Origin of the sequence: Proteus sp. FME41 (assembly GCF_014897315.1) — a bacterium.
In the GTDB taxonomy this organism is placed as follows: Bacteria; Pseudomonadota; Gammaproteobacteria; order Enterobacterales; family Enterobacteriaceae; genus Proteus.
In genome coordinates, this window is record NZ_JABUYL010000002.1 from 221,280 (window position 1) to 237,615 (window position 16,336).

The window sequence follows — 16,336 nt, forward strand, 5'->3', positions numbered from 1 at the left end:
TTTTCTAAAATCAAGTCAGTGTTATGAATGTTTTGTCTAATATTGAGATAATTGTATGTATTTTATTTTTGATATTATTACACACAAAAAAAGAGAGCAAATTGTGAACTTGATCTCTTTTTATTTATCTCTGATTCGGTACTAATCGGCTAGGCTAGGCATTTTTCGGGGTCTCTTTTCATTTTAAATTGAGAGAAAACCAGTAATAAACCAATAATACCAACTAAAGCTGCACTTAAAGGCACTATGTTATAGCTATATTTTAAAGCGATCCCTCCAATAACGGCACCAATGGCATTACCTAAATTAAACGCACCGATATTAACTGAAGAGACCAAACCGGGTGCATCATGTGCTATTTGCATTGTTTTTATTTGTAAGGGGGGAACAAGCGCAAAACTTGCTACACTCCAAATAAATAAAGTGACCACGGTTAACGTTAAATTACTTGAAACTAAGGGTAAAATAACCATAGATAAAATCAGTAATACAAAAAATATCACTAATGTTTTGTCTATTCCATTTGCTGATAGCTTACCCCCTAAGTAATTACCTACTGTAAATCCTAATCCAATCACAACAAGTAACATGGCAACATCATTTTCGTTGACATGGACGATGTGAATTAAAAAAGGTGCAATATAAGTATACAGAGCAAAAAGTGCTGATGCGCCAAACACTGTAGTCAGCAAGGCTAAAACAACGGGTAAACGAGTGAGTACTTTTAACTCATATTTGATATTGGGCTTATTTCCTTTAGGGATAGCAGGCAGGAGCATTAATAACCCAATTAATGTAACAACACCTAATCCTGAAATAAGAATAAATGCTAAACGCCAACCATAAAGCTGACCAACCCAAGTAATCAAAGGCACACCGATTAAATTTGAAAGTGTTAAGCCCATAAACATCGCCGCAACAGCTGCCGCTTGTTTCTGTTTTTCAACTAAGCTTGCCGCGACCACAGAGCCGATACCAAAAAATGCACCGTGATTAAGACTTGTTATTAGTCTTGCTACCATTAGTCCCCAATAACTGTCTGCTTGTGAAGCGAATAAATTACCTGCAATAAAGAGCAATAACAGGAAGACTAAAGCCTGACGTTTAGTTAATCGGCCTAAACCTAATGTCATAATTGGCGCACCAATCATTACACCTATGGCATAACCTGTAATTAATCCACCGGCTGTTGTGATTGAAATATCTAACCCTGCAGCAATATTGGGGAGTAACCCCATTGGTGTAAATTCAGTTGCGCCGATCGCAAAAGCCCCAGTAGCAAGTGCTAATAAGGGAAGAAATGTTTTCATCGTGATCCCTAACAAGAAGAGCCATAGGCTCAAAAATAAATATGCTGAGAGTGTAATTAGATAATTAAGAGCAATAAATAAGGTAAAAAACAATAAACTATTGCGTTAATAGCAATAGTTTATTGTGGTGTTTTATGTTAGTTCGCTGATTTTAAATGAAATAGTCTTTTTATCAGAATAAAAGAAAGAGATTTATATTCCTGTGATCCCCGTTTATTATCTAAACTATCTGAGATGAAGATCTGTATTGTAGGATTTGAAAAATGAAAGCAACCTCTGAAGAGGCCCGAATATTTATTGAAGTTGTCGAACATAAAAGTTTTACAAAAGCAGCCGATAAATTAAATCTTGCCAACTCTGCTGTAAGCCGAACAGTCAAAAAATTAGAAGATAAACTGGGTGTTAATTTGCTTAATAGAACGACTCGCCAAATTAGCCTTACGGCAGAAGGCGAATTGTACTTTCAAAGAATGAAAGTTATTTTGCAAGAGATGCAGGCAATTGAAAATGAATTACATGGCGCACAAAATTCACCTAAAGGCCTATTGCGTATTGATGCGGCAACTCCTGTTGTTTTGCACCTTTTGATCCCTTTTATCTCTATTTTTCGCCAACAATATCCCAATATTATTCTTTCATTGGTTTCTTCTGAAACCTTTGTCAATTTAATTGAGCGTAAAGTGGATGTTGCGATACGTGTAGGACAATTAACGGATTCAAGTTTACGTGCTCGCCCTTTATTTAATAGTTATCGCAAAATTGTTGCCTCTCCTGCTTATATAAAACGTTACGGTAAACCTCATTCTGTTGAAGATCTGTCTCATCATACCTGCTTAACGTTTACAGAGCCGGCTACATTAAATACTTGGCCTTTAGAGGTTGAGAAAGGAACATTACTGAATGTTATTGAAGGAATATCATCAAATAGCGGAGAAACATTAAGACGGCTCTGTGTTAATGGTGAGGGAATAGCCTGTTTATCTGATTTTATGCTAAATAAGGATATTCAAGAGGGTAATTTAATTGAATTATTTGAGGATAAATTACAGCCCGTATCATGGCCATTTCACGTAGTTTATTATAGTGATAGGGTAGTTAGTCAACGCATTAGAGTTTTTATTGATAGCTTAACGCAGTATTTATCTGCAACGTTAAAGCTATAAACAAGATAATCTTGACGTTTATTGTAAAGGGTATAACGCAGTATTTAAATGAAGACTTATCGCGACAGCAATGTAGGGCACGATAGAATAATACTGATTTGAAAGGTCACGACGTTATACCGTTAAGTGACCTTTTTAAATAAGTGAATACAAGCGTGAATTAATGACGGTTAATCTGAAAGTAATTCACTAAGTTATTAAGATTCAGTGCTTGTTCATTCAGTGAACCTGCGGCTGCTACAGATTCTTCTACTAATCCTGCATTTTGTTGCGTTGTTGAATCCAATTGGCTTATTGCATTGTTGATTTGTGAAATTCCATCACTTTGTTCATTACTGGCTTGTCCAATTTCTCGTAATAATGCACTGATTTCTTCAACATCGGTGATCATTTTTTGGATTTGTAATCCAGCTTGTTCAACTAACGCCATCCCTTCTTGTGTTTGAGTTGATGAATTCTCGATAAGTGCGCGTATATCATTTGCAGAGTCTGCACTTTTTTGGGCTAATAACCGAACTTCACTGGCAACAACGGCAAAACCTTTACCGTGTTCACCCGCTCTTGCTGCTTCAACCGCCGCATTAAGGGCAAGAATATTTGTTTGGAATGCAATGGCATTGATTAGGTTTATAATATCGGACATTTGAGATGAAGAGTTATTAATCGCTCTCATTTTTTCAGTCAACTGAAGCATCATTTCACCATTATGGTGTACCGCGATTTCTGTTTTTTCAGCAACGTCAATGGCATCATGAGTATGCCCAGCGGTATTTTTAACCGTTGAGGTCATTTGCTCCATTGAGCTTGCGGTTTCTTCCACAGAGGTCGCTTGTTCTTCTGTTCTTGCTGCTAAATTTTGACTGCCTGCAGTAATTTGTTCTGCAGCAGATGAAATACTTTCAGCTCCATTTTGTACTTCTTGTACGACACTTAATAGGTGTGTTTTCATTTCTGCTAACGATTGCAATAAAATTCCGGCTTCATCATGATAATTAGTATTAACGTTTTGTGTTAAATCACCGTTTGCTATCGCTTTAGCAAAGTTTATCGCTTGATCTAATGGACGAGTAATTCCTTTAGTAATAAACCATCCCAAGATACTGCCAATAATAATGCTAACAATGGTTAATAAAACTAAAAATACACGCTTTTCAGCAAAGTCTTGTTCAACTGCATTGCCTGCATTATTCATTTTTTGGTTTTGTAATTCGATAAATTCTAATATTTTATTGCGATATTTAAGCTGAATACTGGCAGTTTTAGTAATTAGCTCATTAACAGCCGCTTGTTTATTATCTTCACTAAACGCTTTCACCACAAAGTTTTGAGAAGTTATATATTGCTGCCGGATATCATAAACTTCTGCTAATATTTTTTTTGACTCTGTATCGTGTGCGGTTTCTTCTAACTCTTTAAGTAATTGAGCAACCTTAGCGGTGATCTCGGCTTTTTTACTCTCTTGCTCAGAAGCTAAACTGCCTTGCTCATCAAGCATAGTGAGTTGTTGAAATATAATAAATTCATTGAAATTATTAATCAGTAAATTGGCTTTGACTGTGGCGGGATAGATATCATCAACGACATCATGAATATCTTGATTCGCACTATTTAACCCCATTAATGCGAAACTAGAACCCAACATAATTAACATCACAAATGTTGCAAATGCGATAGTTAACTTTGTACGAATTTTAATATTTTTAAAGAACATGCTTAACCCTGGATAAATAATAATTAATAAGTATTAGTAACTTATTGAAGAACAGACAGTATCGGTAAGCAGTGGCAGAACTTTAGTCATTAAATGAAATAAAGACAGATAAAAAGGCTTGCATTGATTTTTAACACACTATTTTTAGTGTAAAAAAGAGATCTCCTTACTTTTTTTATCTAAATGTGCTTAGTGTTTGAGTTTCATTCAATTTTATAAAATTGAAAGATAAGTAATGAATATTAATAAGATCCTTTATTTTTTGTTAACCATTGTTTATCTGGCTTTAATATTTGTTAATTAAATTCAGAGGACAGGAAGAAGAGAAAGGGAGACAAATGGTGATAGCTGATGGTTTAATTCATGCAATGTTAGATGATATCTCCTCTGAAATATTGTTGGTTATGATAAACTGAGTGGCTTGAATTAGGTCAAAGCTGGTGTGTTTTAGCTTCCCATATTTCTTATACTTAATTGATTTAAAGGTAACGCTGTATGCGCAGTGTATTGATATTTTTGAGTGCGTTTATTTTAGGATTCAGTCATATGGCATATTCAGATCAAACACTGGTTTTTATAAGACATGGTGAAAAGCCTGATAATGAAAGTGGGCAACTGACCTGTAAAGGATTAAATAGATCGCTCGCTTTACCTAGTGTGCTTATCAATCAATTTGGCAAGCCGGATGTATTATTTGCTGCTGCACCTAAGCAAAATAAATTAGGTAATTCATTGCGTTCCCTCCAAACCATTTCGCCTATCGCTATTGAAACGTCGTTACCTATTCATCTTCAATATCATGCTAAAGAGATAAAAGAATTACGTGAAGCGCTTCTGAGCCCGCAATATGAAAATTCAATTATTTTTATTGCATGGGAGCATGATAATTTAGTTAAAGTTGCGAGAGATATCATGAAACGAGAAGGGGGCGATCCTAAATTAATTCCTAAATGGAAGAGTCGTGATTTTGATAGTATCTATATCTTAAAAATAATCCGAGATGGCGATAAGAAAAGTATTGTATTTGAACAAAGACAACAAGGGTTAAATGGCGTTTCGGATATTTGTGGTAATACACCTTAGGTTTGCTATTTATTTATTCAAACTAGCATTTATTATAATCTAGGCATGTATGGTTTATGGTTTATGGTTTTTTAAGTATTAAATAAATTTTAAACATGAAACTCATGGACGAATGTTCGACGAAAGATTATTTCAGCCGATATAAGGTTTATATGGACTATCAATTCAAATCATATAGTAAAAATAGCAATAAAAAATCACTGCCTATTTTTCTTATTTTTATTCCTTCAGGTATCTGGATAGCTTACATGTTTTGGTCAATAAGTTTACACCAGAGAGTCGTGATGTTTGAATGGTTTCCAAAATGGACTATTTCTATCACTTTTGCTGTTTTTCTAGGAATGATGGGGGGGATTTGGAGTATTTTTCGCCGTCCGATAAAGCTCGCATTTAAACATTTTCTCTCGGCTGGATTTGCTGGTTTTATGTTAATCGTTCCCATGTTCGATATACTTACGTATTTACTTTCAAACAATACAATTCGCTATCAAACAGAATATGAAATTATATCACCAGGCCCTAGAACCAATAGATTTGGTCGATGTGAATATGGTATATGGATAAAAGAAACTTATACTGTTCGATGGACATTATTTTGCATCAATAGTGCAAAATTAGAAACTCAGAACGGCGTCGATAAAGTGTGGGTCACAACAAAAACGGGTCCTATTGGTTCATATATTGTTGATTATCAGTTCACACCATTTAATCCTTAACTGTTACTTATATTTATTTTCGGTAATATGTCCATCGCTGATGGGAAATAGTGATAATTAATTTAAAAAACAATTTCTGAGATTATACAAAAATAGATTTAAAAAGTGCATAGCATTAATTATTTTATTTGGCTTTACATAAGAGTTAGTCAGTATTTATATAAAAACAACACATCCATTGTCTCTTAATTTTTTTATTATTATTGGTTCTGTGGTGAAGTTGTTCCATCGTAAATCTAGTTTGGTGAGTTGCGTTAAATTAATCATACTTTCTGGTAATGTTGAAAGCTGGTTGGCACGTAAATCAATATATTGGATTGAGGATATCTCTCCAATCTCATTAGGTAACTGAGTTAATTGATTAAATCGAAGATTTAGTGTGGTAATATTTTTTAGTTTGGCGATATTAGGTGAAACTGAGCTAATTTTATTATTATTAAAATCTAATATTCTCACTTGTTCTAGGTGGTTAATATCATCAGGAATTTCAGTAATCTGATTATTCATTAAATGGATTTCACGAGCATTGATTAAATGTGAGATAGCCCCTGATATATCAGTAATTTGGTTATTATAGAGGCGTAATTCTTTAATTGCTTTTAAGGCTGTATAACTTTTAGGAATTTCTTTTAAATAATTATCAGTCGCATTTAAATAGACTAATTTAGTCAACTCTGATAACGCATCAGGTAGTTGATTTATACCATTATCACTTAAATAAAGAAATTGTAATTTTGTTAATTTTCCTATTTCATCAATAATGTGGCTGATCTTGTTGTGCCCTAAATCAAGCATTTTTAATTGAGTCAATCTTTCTATTTCAATAGGAATATGAGTTAGTTGATTACAAGATAGGTTAAGAACATTGAGATTTTCACATTTAAGAATAGATAAAGGAAAGCGTGTCAATTTGTTATCATAAGCACTAATTACGGTATAAAGAAAAGGTGATGTAATAAAGGAGTCTATTTCTTTATGGTCTGCTGAGTCTACGTTTAACTCTGCTTTTGATGTTGAGTGCTGATGTAACATTGATATTTTCCTTTATTAAACCATCTATATACATTATTAGTTTGTTTTTTATTATACCGCTGCCATTTTAAAGCAAGTATGCAGTATTTTTGATGAATATGAAGATAAAAGGTTTCCTTTAGGGGATTAATGGGGCTTGTTTACAGAGGCCGAAGAGTTACTTTTACGTTTAGGTATGGCGAATGGTTGTAGTGATTGAGTGATTACATACACATTGAATCTGTAAAACCAATACCAAGTGATGTGAGAGAATAGACCTGTTTTATACGCCATAATCCCAAATTGCACCAGCGCTGTTTAACGTAATTAGAAGGTCCTACTTAGCATAAAATCATGGTGTATTATACGCACGGAACTTTGAGTATCAATTGAGCAAAATTCAGCTGAAAGTAAGTGGCCCTGTATTAATGTGCAAAGTTTATCAACATCTTCTGAATCTCAGCTATGTCATAAATTTATGCTTTTTATTCAATACGATAAGTCGAGTTTGCAATTGGATAATATCAACACATGTTCTTACTATGAATTGAGCCAGAAAGAAAAAGGAAAGCAGGTTTTTGTACCTTGGTTTTAACCTAAGTATTCAAAGGTTATACCCTTTATTTTTTGCTCTTTTAAAATCGTAATAAAAACAACAAGCTATATGCAGGCACTTTTAATAAGGTAAAAGTAGTTAAACCTTATTAACACTTTGCTGTAGCTTGTTTTTTTGTGATAATGCTATTGTTCACTGCCGCATAGGCAGCTTAGAAAAACGAGGGCAAGGGTTCCTGTTTTGTCGGGTAGTTCACTGCCGCATAGGCAGCTTAGAAACTCGAACAAGCAATCCTTTTGAGTCCTCTTCCGTTCACTGCCGCATAGGCAGCTTAGAAATAACAGATGCATCATAAATTCGACCTGCATAAGTTCACTGCCGCATAGGCAGCTTAGAAATTGATCACGGTGATAACGAACTCGACGAGTTAGTTCACTGCCGCATAGGCAGCTTAGAAATGACACAAACAAGCCTTCAAGTTGCCATTAGTGTTCACTGCCGCATAGGCAGCTTAGAAAACATCGGAAAATGGCAGAGGTTGAACTTGCTGGTTCACTGCCGCATAGGCAGCTTAGAAACGTGTTGAAGCGCCGACAGAAAACACGACTGCGTTCACTGCCGCATAGGCAGCTTAGAAATTTTGATAACCAATAACTTTTCACGTCTTTTAGTTCACTGCCGCATAGGCAGCTTAGAAACATAGATGAAAGCACTTCGTAGGTATAACCTTGTTCACTGCCGCATAGGCAGCTTAGAAAGGTGGAATAAATCCACCCAGAGGGGTATCGGGGTTCACTGCCGCATAGGCAGCTTAGAAATATCAGACAAAATCGAGCAACTCGAAAGGCAAGTTCACTGCCGCATAGGCAGCTTAGAAATGCTGTTAATTATGAACAATCATGCAGTGCCAGTTCACTGCCGCATAGGCAGCTTAGAAATCCCTAGGGGAGTTGTAATTAGAAAACATAGTGTTCACTGCCGCATAGGCAGCTTAGAAAAGTTAGATAAAAAAACGCCACATTTACTATCAGTTCACTGCCGCATAGGCAGCTTAGAAACGACGGAAAATTAAAATCAGTTAATTAGTTTCGTTCACTGCCGCATAGGCAGCTTAGAAATCGCTATGGAATGGGGAAACGTCTCAATATCAGTTCACTGCTGCATAACTAACTGGATAATCTACTATCCAGCTTGCTGTGACGATCTCTTTTACGGATAAAGGTTTAGTTTATCTTGCTATTTTTGATGTTCCATTATTTTAGGCACCTCAAAAACTATAAAGGTTAACGAGGTGCCTAATAAAGCGCCTAAAAGATTTTAAATTAATTAGTTGGCTTCAGAATAGCAGGACAATTTGAGGGCATAAAAAAGCCCGCACGACTTACGTCTTGCGGACTCTTAGAACTTCATCAAATGACTCTGGTAATCACTGATGGAGAATTTTGGTGGAGCTGGCGGGAGTTGAACCCGCGTCCGAAATTTCTACATCCTCGGTACTACATGCTTAGTCTATCTTTAATTTCACTTACCCACTGCGGATAGACGCGCTATGAATAAGCTAGCTTGATTAAGTTTAACGCTTTGACCCCAAGCTAGGTCTCCACGCGATCTCTTTTGGGTTTGACCTCTCTTGATCCCCGTCTTAAGAGCGGAAGCTAGGGAGAGAGGGCTCTAAGCAGGTTATTAAGCTGCTAGTGCTTCGTACTGATTGTCGTTTGCGACTATCTTTTTTGCGGCTTTTTACGAGGCCAACCGCCCCTCGGCATGCACCTTGGGTTTCGCAAATCCCGTCGAATCCAGAATCAGCCCCAAGTTGTTGAAAGCGAGTATATCAGAAAAATACTTGTAATAGCTAGTACTTAACGTAATTTAGCGGTTAGCATTTTTCATAATACGTGCTTTGTCTAAATTCCACTCACGATCTTTAATGGTATCGCGTTTATCGTGTTCTTTTTTACCTTTGGCAACGCCAATTTTAATTTTACACCACGCGTTTTTCCAATAAAGAGAAAGAGCAACGACGGTGTAACCATCACGGTTAATCTGACCATAAAGGTTATCAAGTTCACGTTGTTTTAATAATAGTTTACGGGTACGTGTTGGGTCACAAACGACATGGCTTGATGCAACATTTAAAGGAGTAATAGTTGCACCAAAAAGATAAGCTTCGCCATCACGCATGATAACATAGCTATCACTGATGTTTGCTTTACCTGCACGCAGTGATTTAACTTCCCAGCCTTGTAACGACAGGCCCGCTTCAATCTCATCTTCGATGAAATATTCATGGCGAGCACGTTTGTTTAACGCAATGGTCGCAGAACCAGGTTTGTGTGATTTTTTCTTTGTCATAATGTCCACATTATACTGTATGAGCAATAGAAAGAAATCATTTAACCGACTGTTTTCTTTTCAATTGCATAAAACTTAAGCTATATTCCATTAGATTTTTAATTAGTCACTGTTCAATGATATGATCCATACAGTGTTGTCGTACAGGAATAACTATGCCTCAGATTAGTCGATCTGCTCTTGTCCCTTTTAGCACAGAGCAAATGTTTAAACTGGTTAATGATGTTCTTACTTATCCTGATTTTCTACCAGGATGCGTTGGAAGTAAACTGATCAAAAGCACACCAGAAGAAATGATTGCATCAATAAATGTCTCTAAAGCGGGAATTAGTAAAACATTTACTACCCATAACTTTTTAAAGACCAATGAACGTGTTGATATGCGTCTTGTTGATGGCCCCTTTCGTAAATTAACGGGAGGATGGGTGTTTACCGCATTAGATGATAATGCGTGTAAGATAGAATTTCAGCTAGACTTTGAGTTCACTAATAAATTAATTGAGTTAGCCTTTGGTCGTATATTTAAAGATTTAACGAGCAATATGGTACAGGCGTTTACTCACAGAGCGAAAGAGATCTATCGTGACTAAAATATGGGTAGAGGTAACTTATGCGTTACCCGATAAACAGTATCTTATCCCTGTAGAATTAACGCTAGGGGATACTGTAGAACAAGCTATTGTCGCTTCAAATATCTTAACGATTTGTAGTGATATTGATTTAGCTAAAAACAAGGTAGGTATTTATAGCCGACCTGCAAAACTGAGTGATAATGTCCAAGAGGGCGATAGAGTTGAAATATATCGACCTTTAATTGCTGATCCTAAAGAAATGCGTCGTAAACGTGCTGAAAAATCACGACAAAAAGCAGATTAGTGACATTAATATTGAGTTGAGTGATTTTGCTTTGGTGTAGTTTAATGGTAGACAGAGACAAAGACAGCACAACTATAAAATAACGACTTTTTATAAAAACACACCCCAACGTGAACGTATGGGGTGCAATTCATTTTTGCCAATCTTATACAAAACACCTTTTTCTTAGTGTAATGGCGACCTTATGCTTTTGTTGCAGGCGCTGAGAAGTTAGGCATATTACCTTGCTTGTCAATCTTAGTCAGTATGCCATTACTATCAAAAGTGAGCGTCAGAGTCTCTTGACGTACTTCCTGATGACCAGGCTCTTCACGGAAAACATAATACCAAGTTTGGCTTCCGAAAGGATCTTTAAGCATTGGCGTACCAAGGGCAAATTGAACTTGCTGTTGTGTCATTCCCTGCTGAACTTTTGCGACTTCGGCTGGTGTTAAATAATTTCCCTGATTGATATCTGGGTGATAAACCAGTCTCTCGAACATAGAGCAACCTGAAGTCATTACGACTAAAGATAAGGCGGCAACTTTTAACAGTTTAAAACGCATGGTTATTACATTCCTTTTAGGGTCATTGTGACGATGATAATCGACAACGCAGCAATTGAAAACCTTTCACGCTCTGCCTATGACCTTAAATCTCAATAAAAGTTTGTTAATCGTTACGCTGCTAACAAATCTTTTGCGTTTGCTAAGGTATTTTTGGTGACTTCACTACCTGCTAATAAACGTGCGAGCTCTTGTAAACGCTCTTTTTTCGACAGTAATTTCATTGTAGTTTCAGTTTCTTCGCCGTTTGTCTCTTTATTGACAAAATAGTGTTGATGACCACAACCCGCGACTTGAGGTAAGTGAGTGACACACATGACTTGAGTTGACTCACCTAATTCACGTAATAATTTGCCTACAATAGCGGCTGTAGGGCCACTGATACCCACATCAACTTCATCGAAAATCAGCGCAGGTGTATCCATTTTTTTAGCGGTAATGACTTGAATGGCAAGCGCAATACGAGATAACTCACCACCAGAAGCCACTTTAGAAAGTGCCTGATGAGGTTGTCCAGGGTTAGTGGTGACATTGAATTCAACTTTTGTGGCACCGTCAATTTGCAGTGAGCTGTCATCAAAATAGACATCAACCGTAAAATAACCATGAGGCATTGATAATTGATGCATGCTGTTGGTGATTAATTTGCTGAGTTCATTAGCGTATTGTTGGCGAACCTGATGCAATTGTTTAGCAACCTCTAATGCAATTAAATGGTCGGTTTTAACTTGTTCAATTAAAACGTCACAGTCATCATTTTGGCGCAGTAAGGCCTTCTTTTCTTCAATTAATTGCTGGTGAAGTTCATATAACTCTTCTGGTGCAACACGATGCTTGCGTGACAAACTGATATACTTAGACATGCGTTTTTCAACTTCAAATAAGCGGTTAGGATCCATTTCTAATCGATCGCTGTAATGACGAAGTTCATCACTCACCTCACTAATTTGGATTGTAGCTTCTTCTAGCATCTCTAATAACGAATTAAATTGGCTTTCCATAGAGGTTAATTCTGTAATTTCATGTTTAGCCACATTGAGCATACTTAAGATATTTTGTTCTTCGTTATCACTTAAAATCTGCAAGCTATTTTGGCTTAGGGTTAAAAATTGTCCGCAGTTAGAAAGACGTTTATATTCTTGATCGAGTTCAGGGTATTCCCCCTGGATTGGTTGAAATTCATTAAGCTCTTTTAAATGATAATCAACCAGTTGTTGTCTTGCTTCTCTTTCTAATGAGAGTTGTTGAAAAGTCGCTAAAGTTTGACAACTTTGATGCCATGTTTGATAGGCCGATTTCATGCTTTTTAATAAAGCTGGCTCATGTGCATAAATATCAAGCAGTTGTTTTTGGTAACGTGATTCTAAAAGCTGCTGATGTGCATGTTGACCATGAATTTGGATAAGTAAAGAACCAAGCTCTCTTAATTGAGAAAGGGGGACTGAAGTACCGTTAATAAAACCACGAGAACGCCCATCAGCAGAGATAGTCCGTCTTAAAAGGCATTCGTTGTGATCATCAAGATGATGTTCTTCAAGCCAACGTTGTGCCGATGGGGTATCAGAGAGTGAGAATCGTGCACATAAATCGGCTCTTGTTGCACCAGGGCGCACCATATTGGCATCGCCTCGGTTGCCTAAACATAAACCTAGAGCATCAATGGCAATAGATTTACCCGCGCCAGTTTCACCAGTAATGGTGGTCATGCCACCAGAGAAATCGATTTCAAGGTCACGGACTATGGCAAAATGACTAATAGTTAATTGAGTCAGCATAGTGCCTCTCCTGTGTATAAAAACATATCTGTAATTACATACAGTATAAACTGGTTTTTTATACAGTAAAGTGGTGAGGCATAAAAATTAGAACATTTTTTTTGACCAACCTAATTTTGAGCTGAGTGTATTAAAATAATTATAATCGGTCGGATGAACTAAATTCAGCTTTTGACGACTACGCTTAATAATCACTTCATCGCCTTCTTTGATAGGCAACACTAATTGGCTATCGCAACTCACTTCATAATCGATATTTGTTTGTGAGAATTTTAGGCGGATTTGACTATCACTACTGATAACTAAAGGGCGTGCTGACAGAGTATGCGGAAACATAGGCACTAACGCAATTGCATCAAGGTTCGGTGTTAAAATGGGACCTCCTGCAGAAAGTGAATAGGCGGTTGAGCCAGTAGGTGTTGCAATAATTAAGCCATCCGAACGTTGTGAAAAGGCAAAGCGATCATCAATATAAACTTCAAACTCAATCATATGCGCGACTTTACCAGGATGAAGTACAACTTCATTTATGGCTGTACCAATGCGTGTTCTTTGGCCTTCAGCGCAAACTCGAGCTTCAAGTAAGAAGCGTTTTTCTTCGTGATAGTGCCCTGCTAATACATTAGTTAATTGTTGTATGGCATTATCAGGATCGAGATCAGTAAGAAAACCTAAATTGCCACGGTTAACACCAATGACTTTGATGCTATAACGAGATAAAACACGCGCTGCACCGAGCATGTTGCCATCTCCACCCACAACGATCACGAGATCAGCCACTTTCCCAACTTGTGTTAAATCACCTGTCTGTGCATTTTCAAGTTTTAGTTCTTGAGCAACTTGTGTATCAATAATAACGTCATAGCCTTGAGCTAGCAGCCAATGATAGAGCATTTCATGTGTTGAAAGTGCCTCTGGATGACGGGGATGACCGACAATGCCAATGCATTTAAAGTGTTTTTTTTCCGTTACGGTATTATCTGGCATTTTTTTACCCTCGTTTAGCGCCAATTCCTTGAAACCCGTTTATTGATCCCCATAATAAACTAAATATGAAGATGAATACCAAAACTACGCGGAGATGTTCATGAGTAGTAAAGAACAAAATGTACATGAAGAGCAAGTCTCAAAAGAAAAAGAAGGAATGGAAGCTGCAATGAATGAGTCTCAAGAGCACGCTATGACCGAAGAAGCACAAGCGGATTTTAATGCTCAGGCTGAATTAGTTGAAGCCTTAGCGCGTATTGATTCTCTTGAAAAACAACTTGAGCAATCACAAAAAACAGAGCGTGAGGCAATGGCTCGTGCGCTTGCTGAAGTTGAAAATGTGCGCCGTCGTACTCAACAAGATATTGAGAAAGCACATAAATTTGCACTTGAGAAATTTTCTAATGAGTTATTGCCTGTACTCGATAATTTAGAACGTGCCTTATCTGCGGCTGATCATGAAAATGAAGCGTTGAAACCAATGATTGAAGGTTTAGATTTAACGTTGAAGTCATTCTTAGATGCTGTACGTAAATTTGGCATTGAAGTGGTTGAAGAAAAAAATGTGGTATTTAACCCTGACGTTCACCAAGCGATGACATTAATTGATAGTCCAGCGCATGAACCTAATCATGTTGTCGATGTTATGCAAAAAGGATACACCTTAAATGGCCGTTTATTACGTCCAGCTATGGTTATCGTTTCTAAGTAATACCAATTAACGTGTTCGTTATCATACGATTTATCACGTGTAGATAAGCCAAACCGCACAATACGAAGCTTAATTATCTTCCTACTATTGTGCGGTTTCACGTTTTTATATAACGTTGTTACTCAATAGGATCAAGATACCAATTGATAGGTGTGCGGCCTTGTTGTTGTAAAATATCATTTGCTTGTTTAAAGTGACCACAGCCTAAAAAACCTCTATGTGCAGAAAGCGGTGATGGGTGAGGTGCTTTTAATATTACGTGTTTATTTGTATCAATAAAACGTCCTTTTTTCTGAGCATGAGCACCCCAAAGTAGAAAAACAACCCCCTCTCTACGCTGATTAATTTGCTCAATAACAGCATCGGTAAACACTTCCCAACCATAATTAGCATGAGAATGTGCTTGGCCTTTTTCTACTGTTAACACGGTATTTAGTAATAGAACACCTTGTTTTGCCCAACTTTCCAAATAACCGTGGTTAGGGCGTTTAAAATCGGGATACTCTTTTTCTAGCTCTTTATACATATTGACTAAAGAAGGAGGAGCTGGCACACCAGGACGTACCGAAAAAGAGAGCCCATGTGCTTGATTTGGGCCATGATAAGGATCTTGTCCTAAAATAACGACATTCACATTATCGAAAGGTGTAAAACGAAAAGCATTAAAAACATCGTCTTGAGGGGGATAAATAATTTTGCCAGCTTCTCTTTGCTGGGCGACTTGAGACATAATTTGATGAAAATAAGGTTTTTCTTTTTCAGCACCTATCACATCATGCCAAGTTAATGCTGTAGTCATAACATAAATCCTTGTTGGTATCTTATCGTGCCTAAGCTTACCGATTTCAGCAAGGGAATGAAAATATTACGGTCTAAAAATAAGAATTAATTAAACTCTCAACTTTCTTTAGAAATTTACAAAAAAAATTGCAATACAGGTAAAACGATTGTTGATTTAAAACAACACTTTGCGTCTTGAGCAGTAAAATCCTTATGAATTTTATTGATATTAATCAAAGAATGGTGCCATTTATACTGGTATATAAGTAGACAGAAACATTGGTTAGACCAAATACCCAAGTTCTGATATGTGATTGGAATTTGATTTTGCGCCCACATTGGAGGTCGAAATGATTACTGGTATCCAAATTACTAAAGCTGATAATGACGATTTATTACACTCTTTCTGGTTATTAGATGATGAAAACGGCGAAGCGCGTTGCATCTGTGCTAAAAAAGGTTTTGAAGAAGGCCAAGTGATTAACCGTAAAGAGCTAGGCAATATCGAATACCGTGAAGTGCCTGTAGAATCTAAACCGGTTGTTCGCGTCGAAGGTGGTCAACACCTGAATGTTAACGTATTAAGTCGTGAAACATTAGAAGATGCAGTGAATAATCCTGAGAAATATCCTCAATTAACTATTCGTGTTTCTGGTTATGCTGTACGTTTTAACTCACTCACTCCAGAACAACAACGTGATGTTATTACACGTACTTTCACAGAAAGTCTGTAATTTTTCACTAGAGTAAAAAATAACA

General features: G+C 36.8%; 15 protein-coding genes, 1 other RNA gene and 1 CRISPR repeat array. Of the genes, 7 read left to right on the forward strand and 9 right to left on the reverse strand.

Translation table 11 applies throughout. The features are described 5' to 3' along the window. Window positions 1-149: 149 nt before the first annotated feature. On the reverse strand, window positions 150-1,310 hold the full coding sequence (locus INT04_RS03530) for an MFS transporter (protein ID WP_193014772.1): 1,161 nt from the start codon (window positions 1,308-1,310) through the stop codon (window positions 150-152). A 263-nt stretch (window positions 1,311-1,573) separates the two neighbouring features. Here INT04_RS03530 and yafC point away from each other — a divergent pair, with 263 nt between their 5' ends. Then, the gene (gene yafC / locus INT04_RS03535) at window positions 1,574-2,473 is read left to right on the forward strand and encodes a DNA-binding transcriptional regulator YafC (protein ID WP_193014773.1); all 900 of its coding nucleotides are present in this window, start codon (window positions 1,574-1,576) and stop codon (window positions 2,471-2,473) included. A 160-nt stretch (window positions 2,474-2,633) separates the two neighbouring features. Here yafC and INT04_RS03540 read toward each other — a convergent pair whose 3' ends face one another. Continuing rightward, window positions 2,634-4,184: a methyl-accepting chemotaxis protein gene (locus INT04_RS03540; RefSeq protein WP_193014774.1), complete on the reverse strand. Its 1,551-nt coding sequence runs from the start codon at window positions 4,182-4,184 to the stop codon at window positions 2,634-2,636. 495 nt (window positions 4,185-4,679) lie between these two features. Between INT04_RS03540 and INT04_RS03545 the strand changes: the two genes are divergently transcribed. Together INT04_RS03545 and INT04_RS03550 are read left to right on the forward strand one after the other, a co-directional pair. Then, window positions 4,680-5,267 carry a histidine phosphatase family protein gene (locus INT04_RS03545; RefSeq protein WP_193014775.1) on the forward strand — a complete coding sequence of 196 codons (588 nt, stop codon included), beginning with the start codon at window positions 4,680-4,682 and terminating at the stop codon, window positions 5,265-5,267. A gap of 248 nt (window positions 5,268-5,515) precedes the next feature. Continuing rightward, window positions 5,516-5,983, forward strand: a complete 468-nt coding sequence (locus INT04_RS03550; RefSeq protein WP_226893952.1) for a hypothetical protein — start codon at window positions 5,516-5,518, stop codon at window positions 5,981-5,983. Between the two features lie 156 nt (window positions 5,984-6,139). On the opposite strand, the gene INT04_RS03555 is transcribed toward INT04_RS03550, so the two are convergent. From INT04_RS03555 to smpB, 3 genes are all read right to left on the reverse strand, one after another. Continuing rightward, window positions 6,140-7,015, reverse strand: a complete 876-nt coding sequence (locus tag INT04_RS03555) for a leucine-rich repeat domain-containing protein (RefSeq protein WP_193014777.1) — start codon at window positions 7,013-7,015, stop codon at window positions 6,140-6,142. A 725-nt stretch (window positions 7,016-7,740) separates the two neighbouring features. Next, a CRISPR array of direct repeats spans window positions 7,741-8,668; the repeat unit is 28 nt; unit sequence GTTCACTGCCGCATAGGCAGCTTAGAAA. A gap of 325 nt (window positions 8,669-8,993) precedes the next feature. Next, window positions 8,994-9,360: a transfer-messenger RNA gene (ssrA, locus tag INT04_RS03560) on the reverse strand. Window positions 9,361-9,419: 59 nt separating this feature from the next. Beyond that, entirely contained in the window at window positions 9,420-9,902 is a 483-nt protein-coding gene (gene smpB / locus INT04_RS03565; RefSeq protein WP_193014778.1) for an SsrA-binding protein SmpB, read from the reverse strand. 155 nt (window positions 9,903-10,057) lie between these two features. Between smpB and INT04_RS03570 the strand changes: the two genes are divergently transcribed. Together INT04_RS03570 and INT04_RS03575 are read left to right on the forward strand one after the other, a co-directional pair. Continuing rightward, window positions 10,058-10,492, forward strand: coding sequence for an SRPBCC family protein (locus INT04_RS03570; RefSeq protein WP_193014779.1), 435 nt, complete (start codon window positions 10,058-10,060; stop codon window positions 10,490-10,492). After that, window positions 10,485-10,778 carry an RnfH family protein gene (locus INT04_RS03575; protein ID WP_193014780.1) on the forward strand — a complete coding sequence of 98 codons (294 nt, stop codon included), beginning with the start codon at window positions 10,485-10,487 and terminating at the stop codon, window positions 10,776-10,778. Before INT04_RS03570 ends, INT04_RS03575 begins: the two co-directional genes overlap by 8 nt. Window positions 10,779-10,960: 182 nt before the next feature. Here INT04_RS03575 and bamE read toward each other — a convergent pair whose 3' ends face one another. From bamE to nadK, 3 genes are all read right to left on the reverse strand, one after another. Next, window positions 10,961-11,323, reverse strand: a complete 363-nt coding sequence (gene bamE, locus INT04_RS03580) for an outer membrane protein assembly factor BamE (protein WP_193014781.1) — start codon at window positions 11,321-11,323, stop codon at window positions 10,961-10,963. Window positions 11,324-11,436: 113 nt separating this feature from the next. Beyond that, window positions 11,437-13,098 (reverse strand): DNA repair protein RecN, encoded by a 1,662-nt coding sequence (gene recN / locus INT04_RS03585; RefSeq protein ID WP_193014782.1) that lies wholly within the window; start codon window positions 13,096-13,098, stop codon window positions 11,437-11,439. A gap of 87 nt (window positions 13,099-13,185) precedes the next feature. Further along, window positions 13,186-14,085, reverse strand: coding sequence for an NAD(+) kinase (nadK, locus tag INT04_RS03590; protein ID WP_193014783.1), 900 nt, complete (start codon window positions 14,083-14,085; stop codon window positions 13,186-13,188). Between the two features lie 100 nt (window positions 14,086-14,185). Between nadK and grpE the strand changes: the two genes are divergently transcribed. Beyond that, a complete protein-coding gene (grpE, locus tag INT04_RS03595) occupies window positions 14,186-14,797 on the forward strand; it encodes a nucleotide exchange factor GrpE (protein ID WP_193014784.1) in 612 nt (203 codons plus the stop codon). Window positions 14,798-14,915: 118 nt separating this feature from the next. Here grpE and ung read toward each other — a convergent pair whose 3' ends face one another. Then, on the reverse strand, window positions 14,916-15,596 hold the full coding sequence (gene ung / locus INT04_RS03600) for a uracil-DNA glycosylase (RefSeq protein ID WP_193014785.1): 681 nt from the start codon (window positions 15,594-15,596) through the stop codon (window positions 14,916-14,918). A 331-nt stretch (window positions 15,597-15,927) separates the two neighbouring features. Here ung and grcA point away from each other — a divergent pair, with 331 nt between their 5' ends. After that, window positions 15,928-16,311: an autonomous glycyl radical cofactor GrcA gene (grcA, locus tag INT04_RS03605; RefSeq protein ID WP_023581591.1), complete on the forward strand. Its 384-nt coding sequence runs from the start codon at window positions 15,928-15,930 to the stop codon at window positions 16,309-16,311. Window positions 16,312-16,336 lie beyond the last annotated feature (25 nt).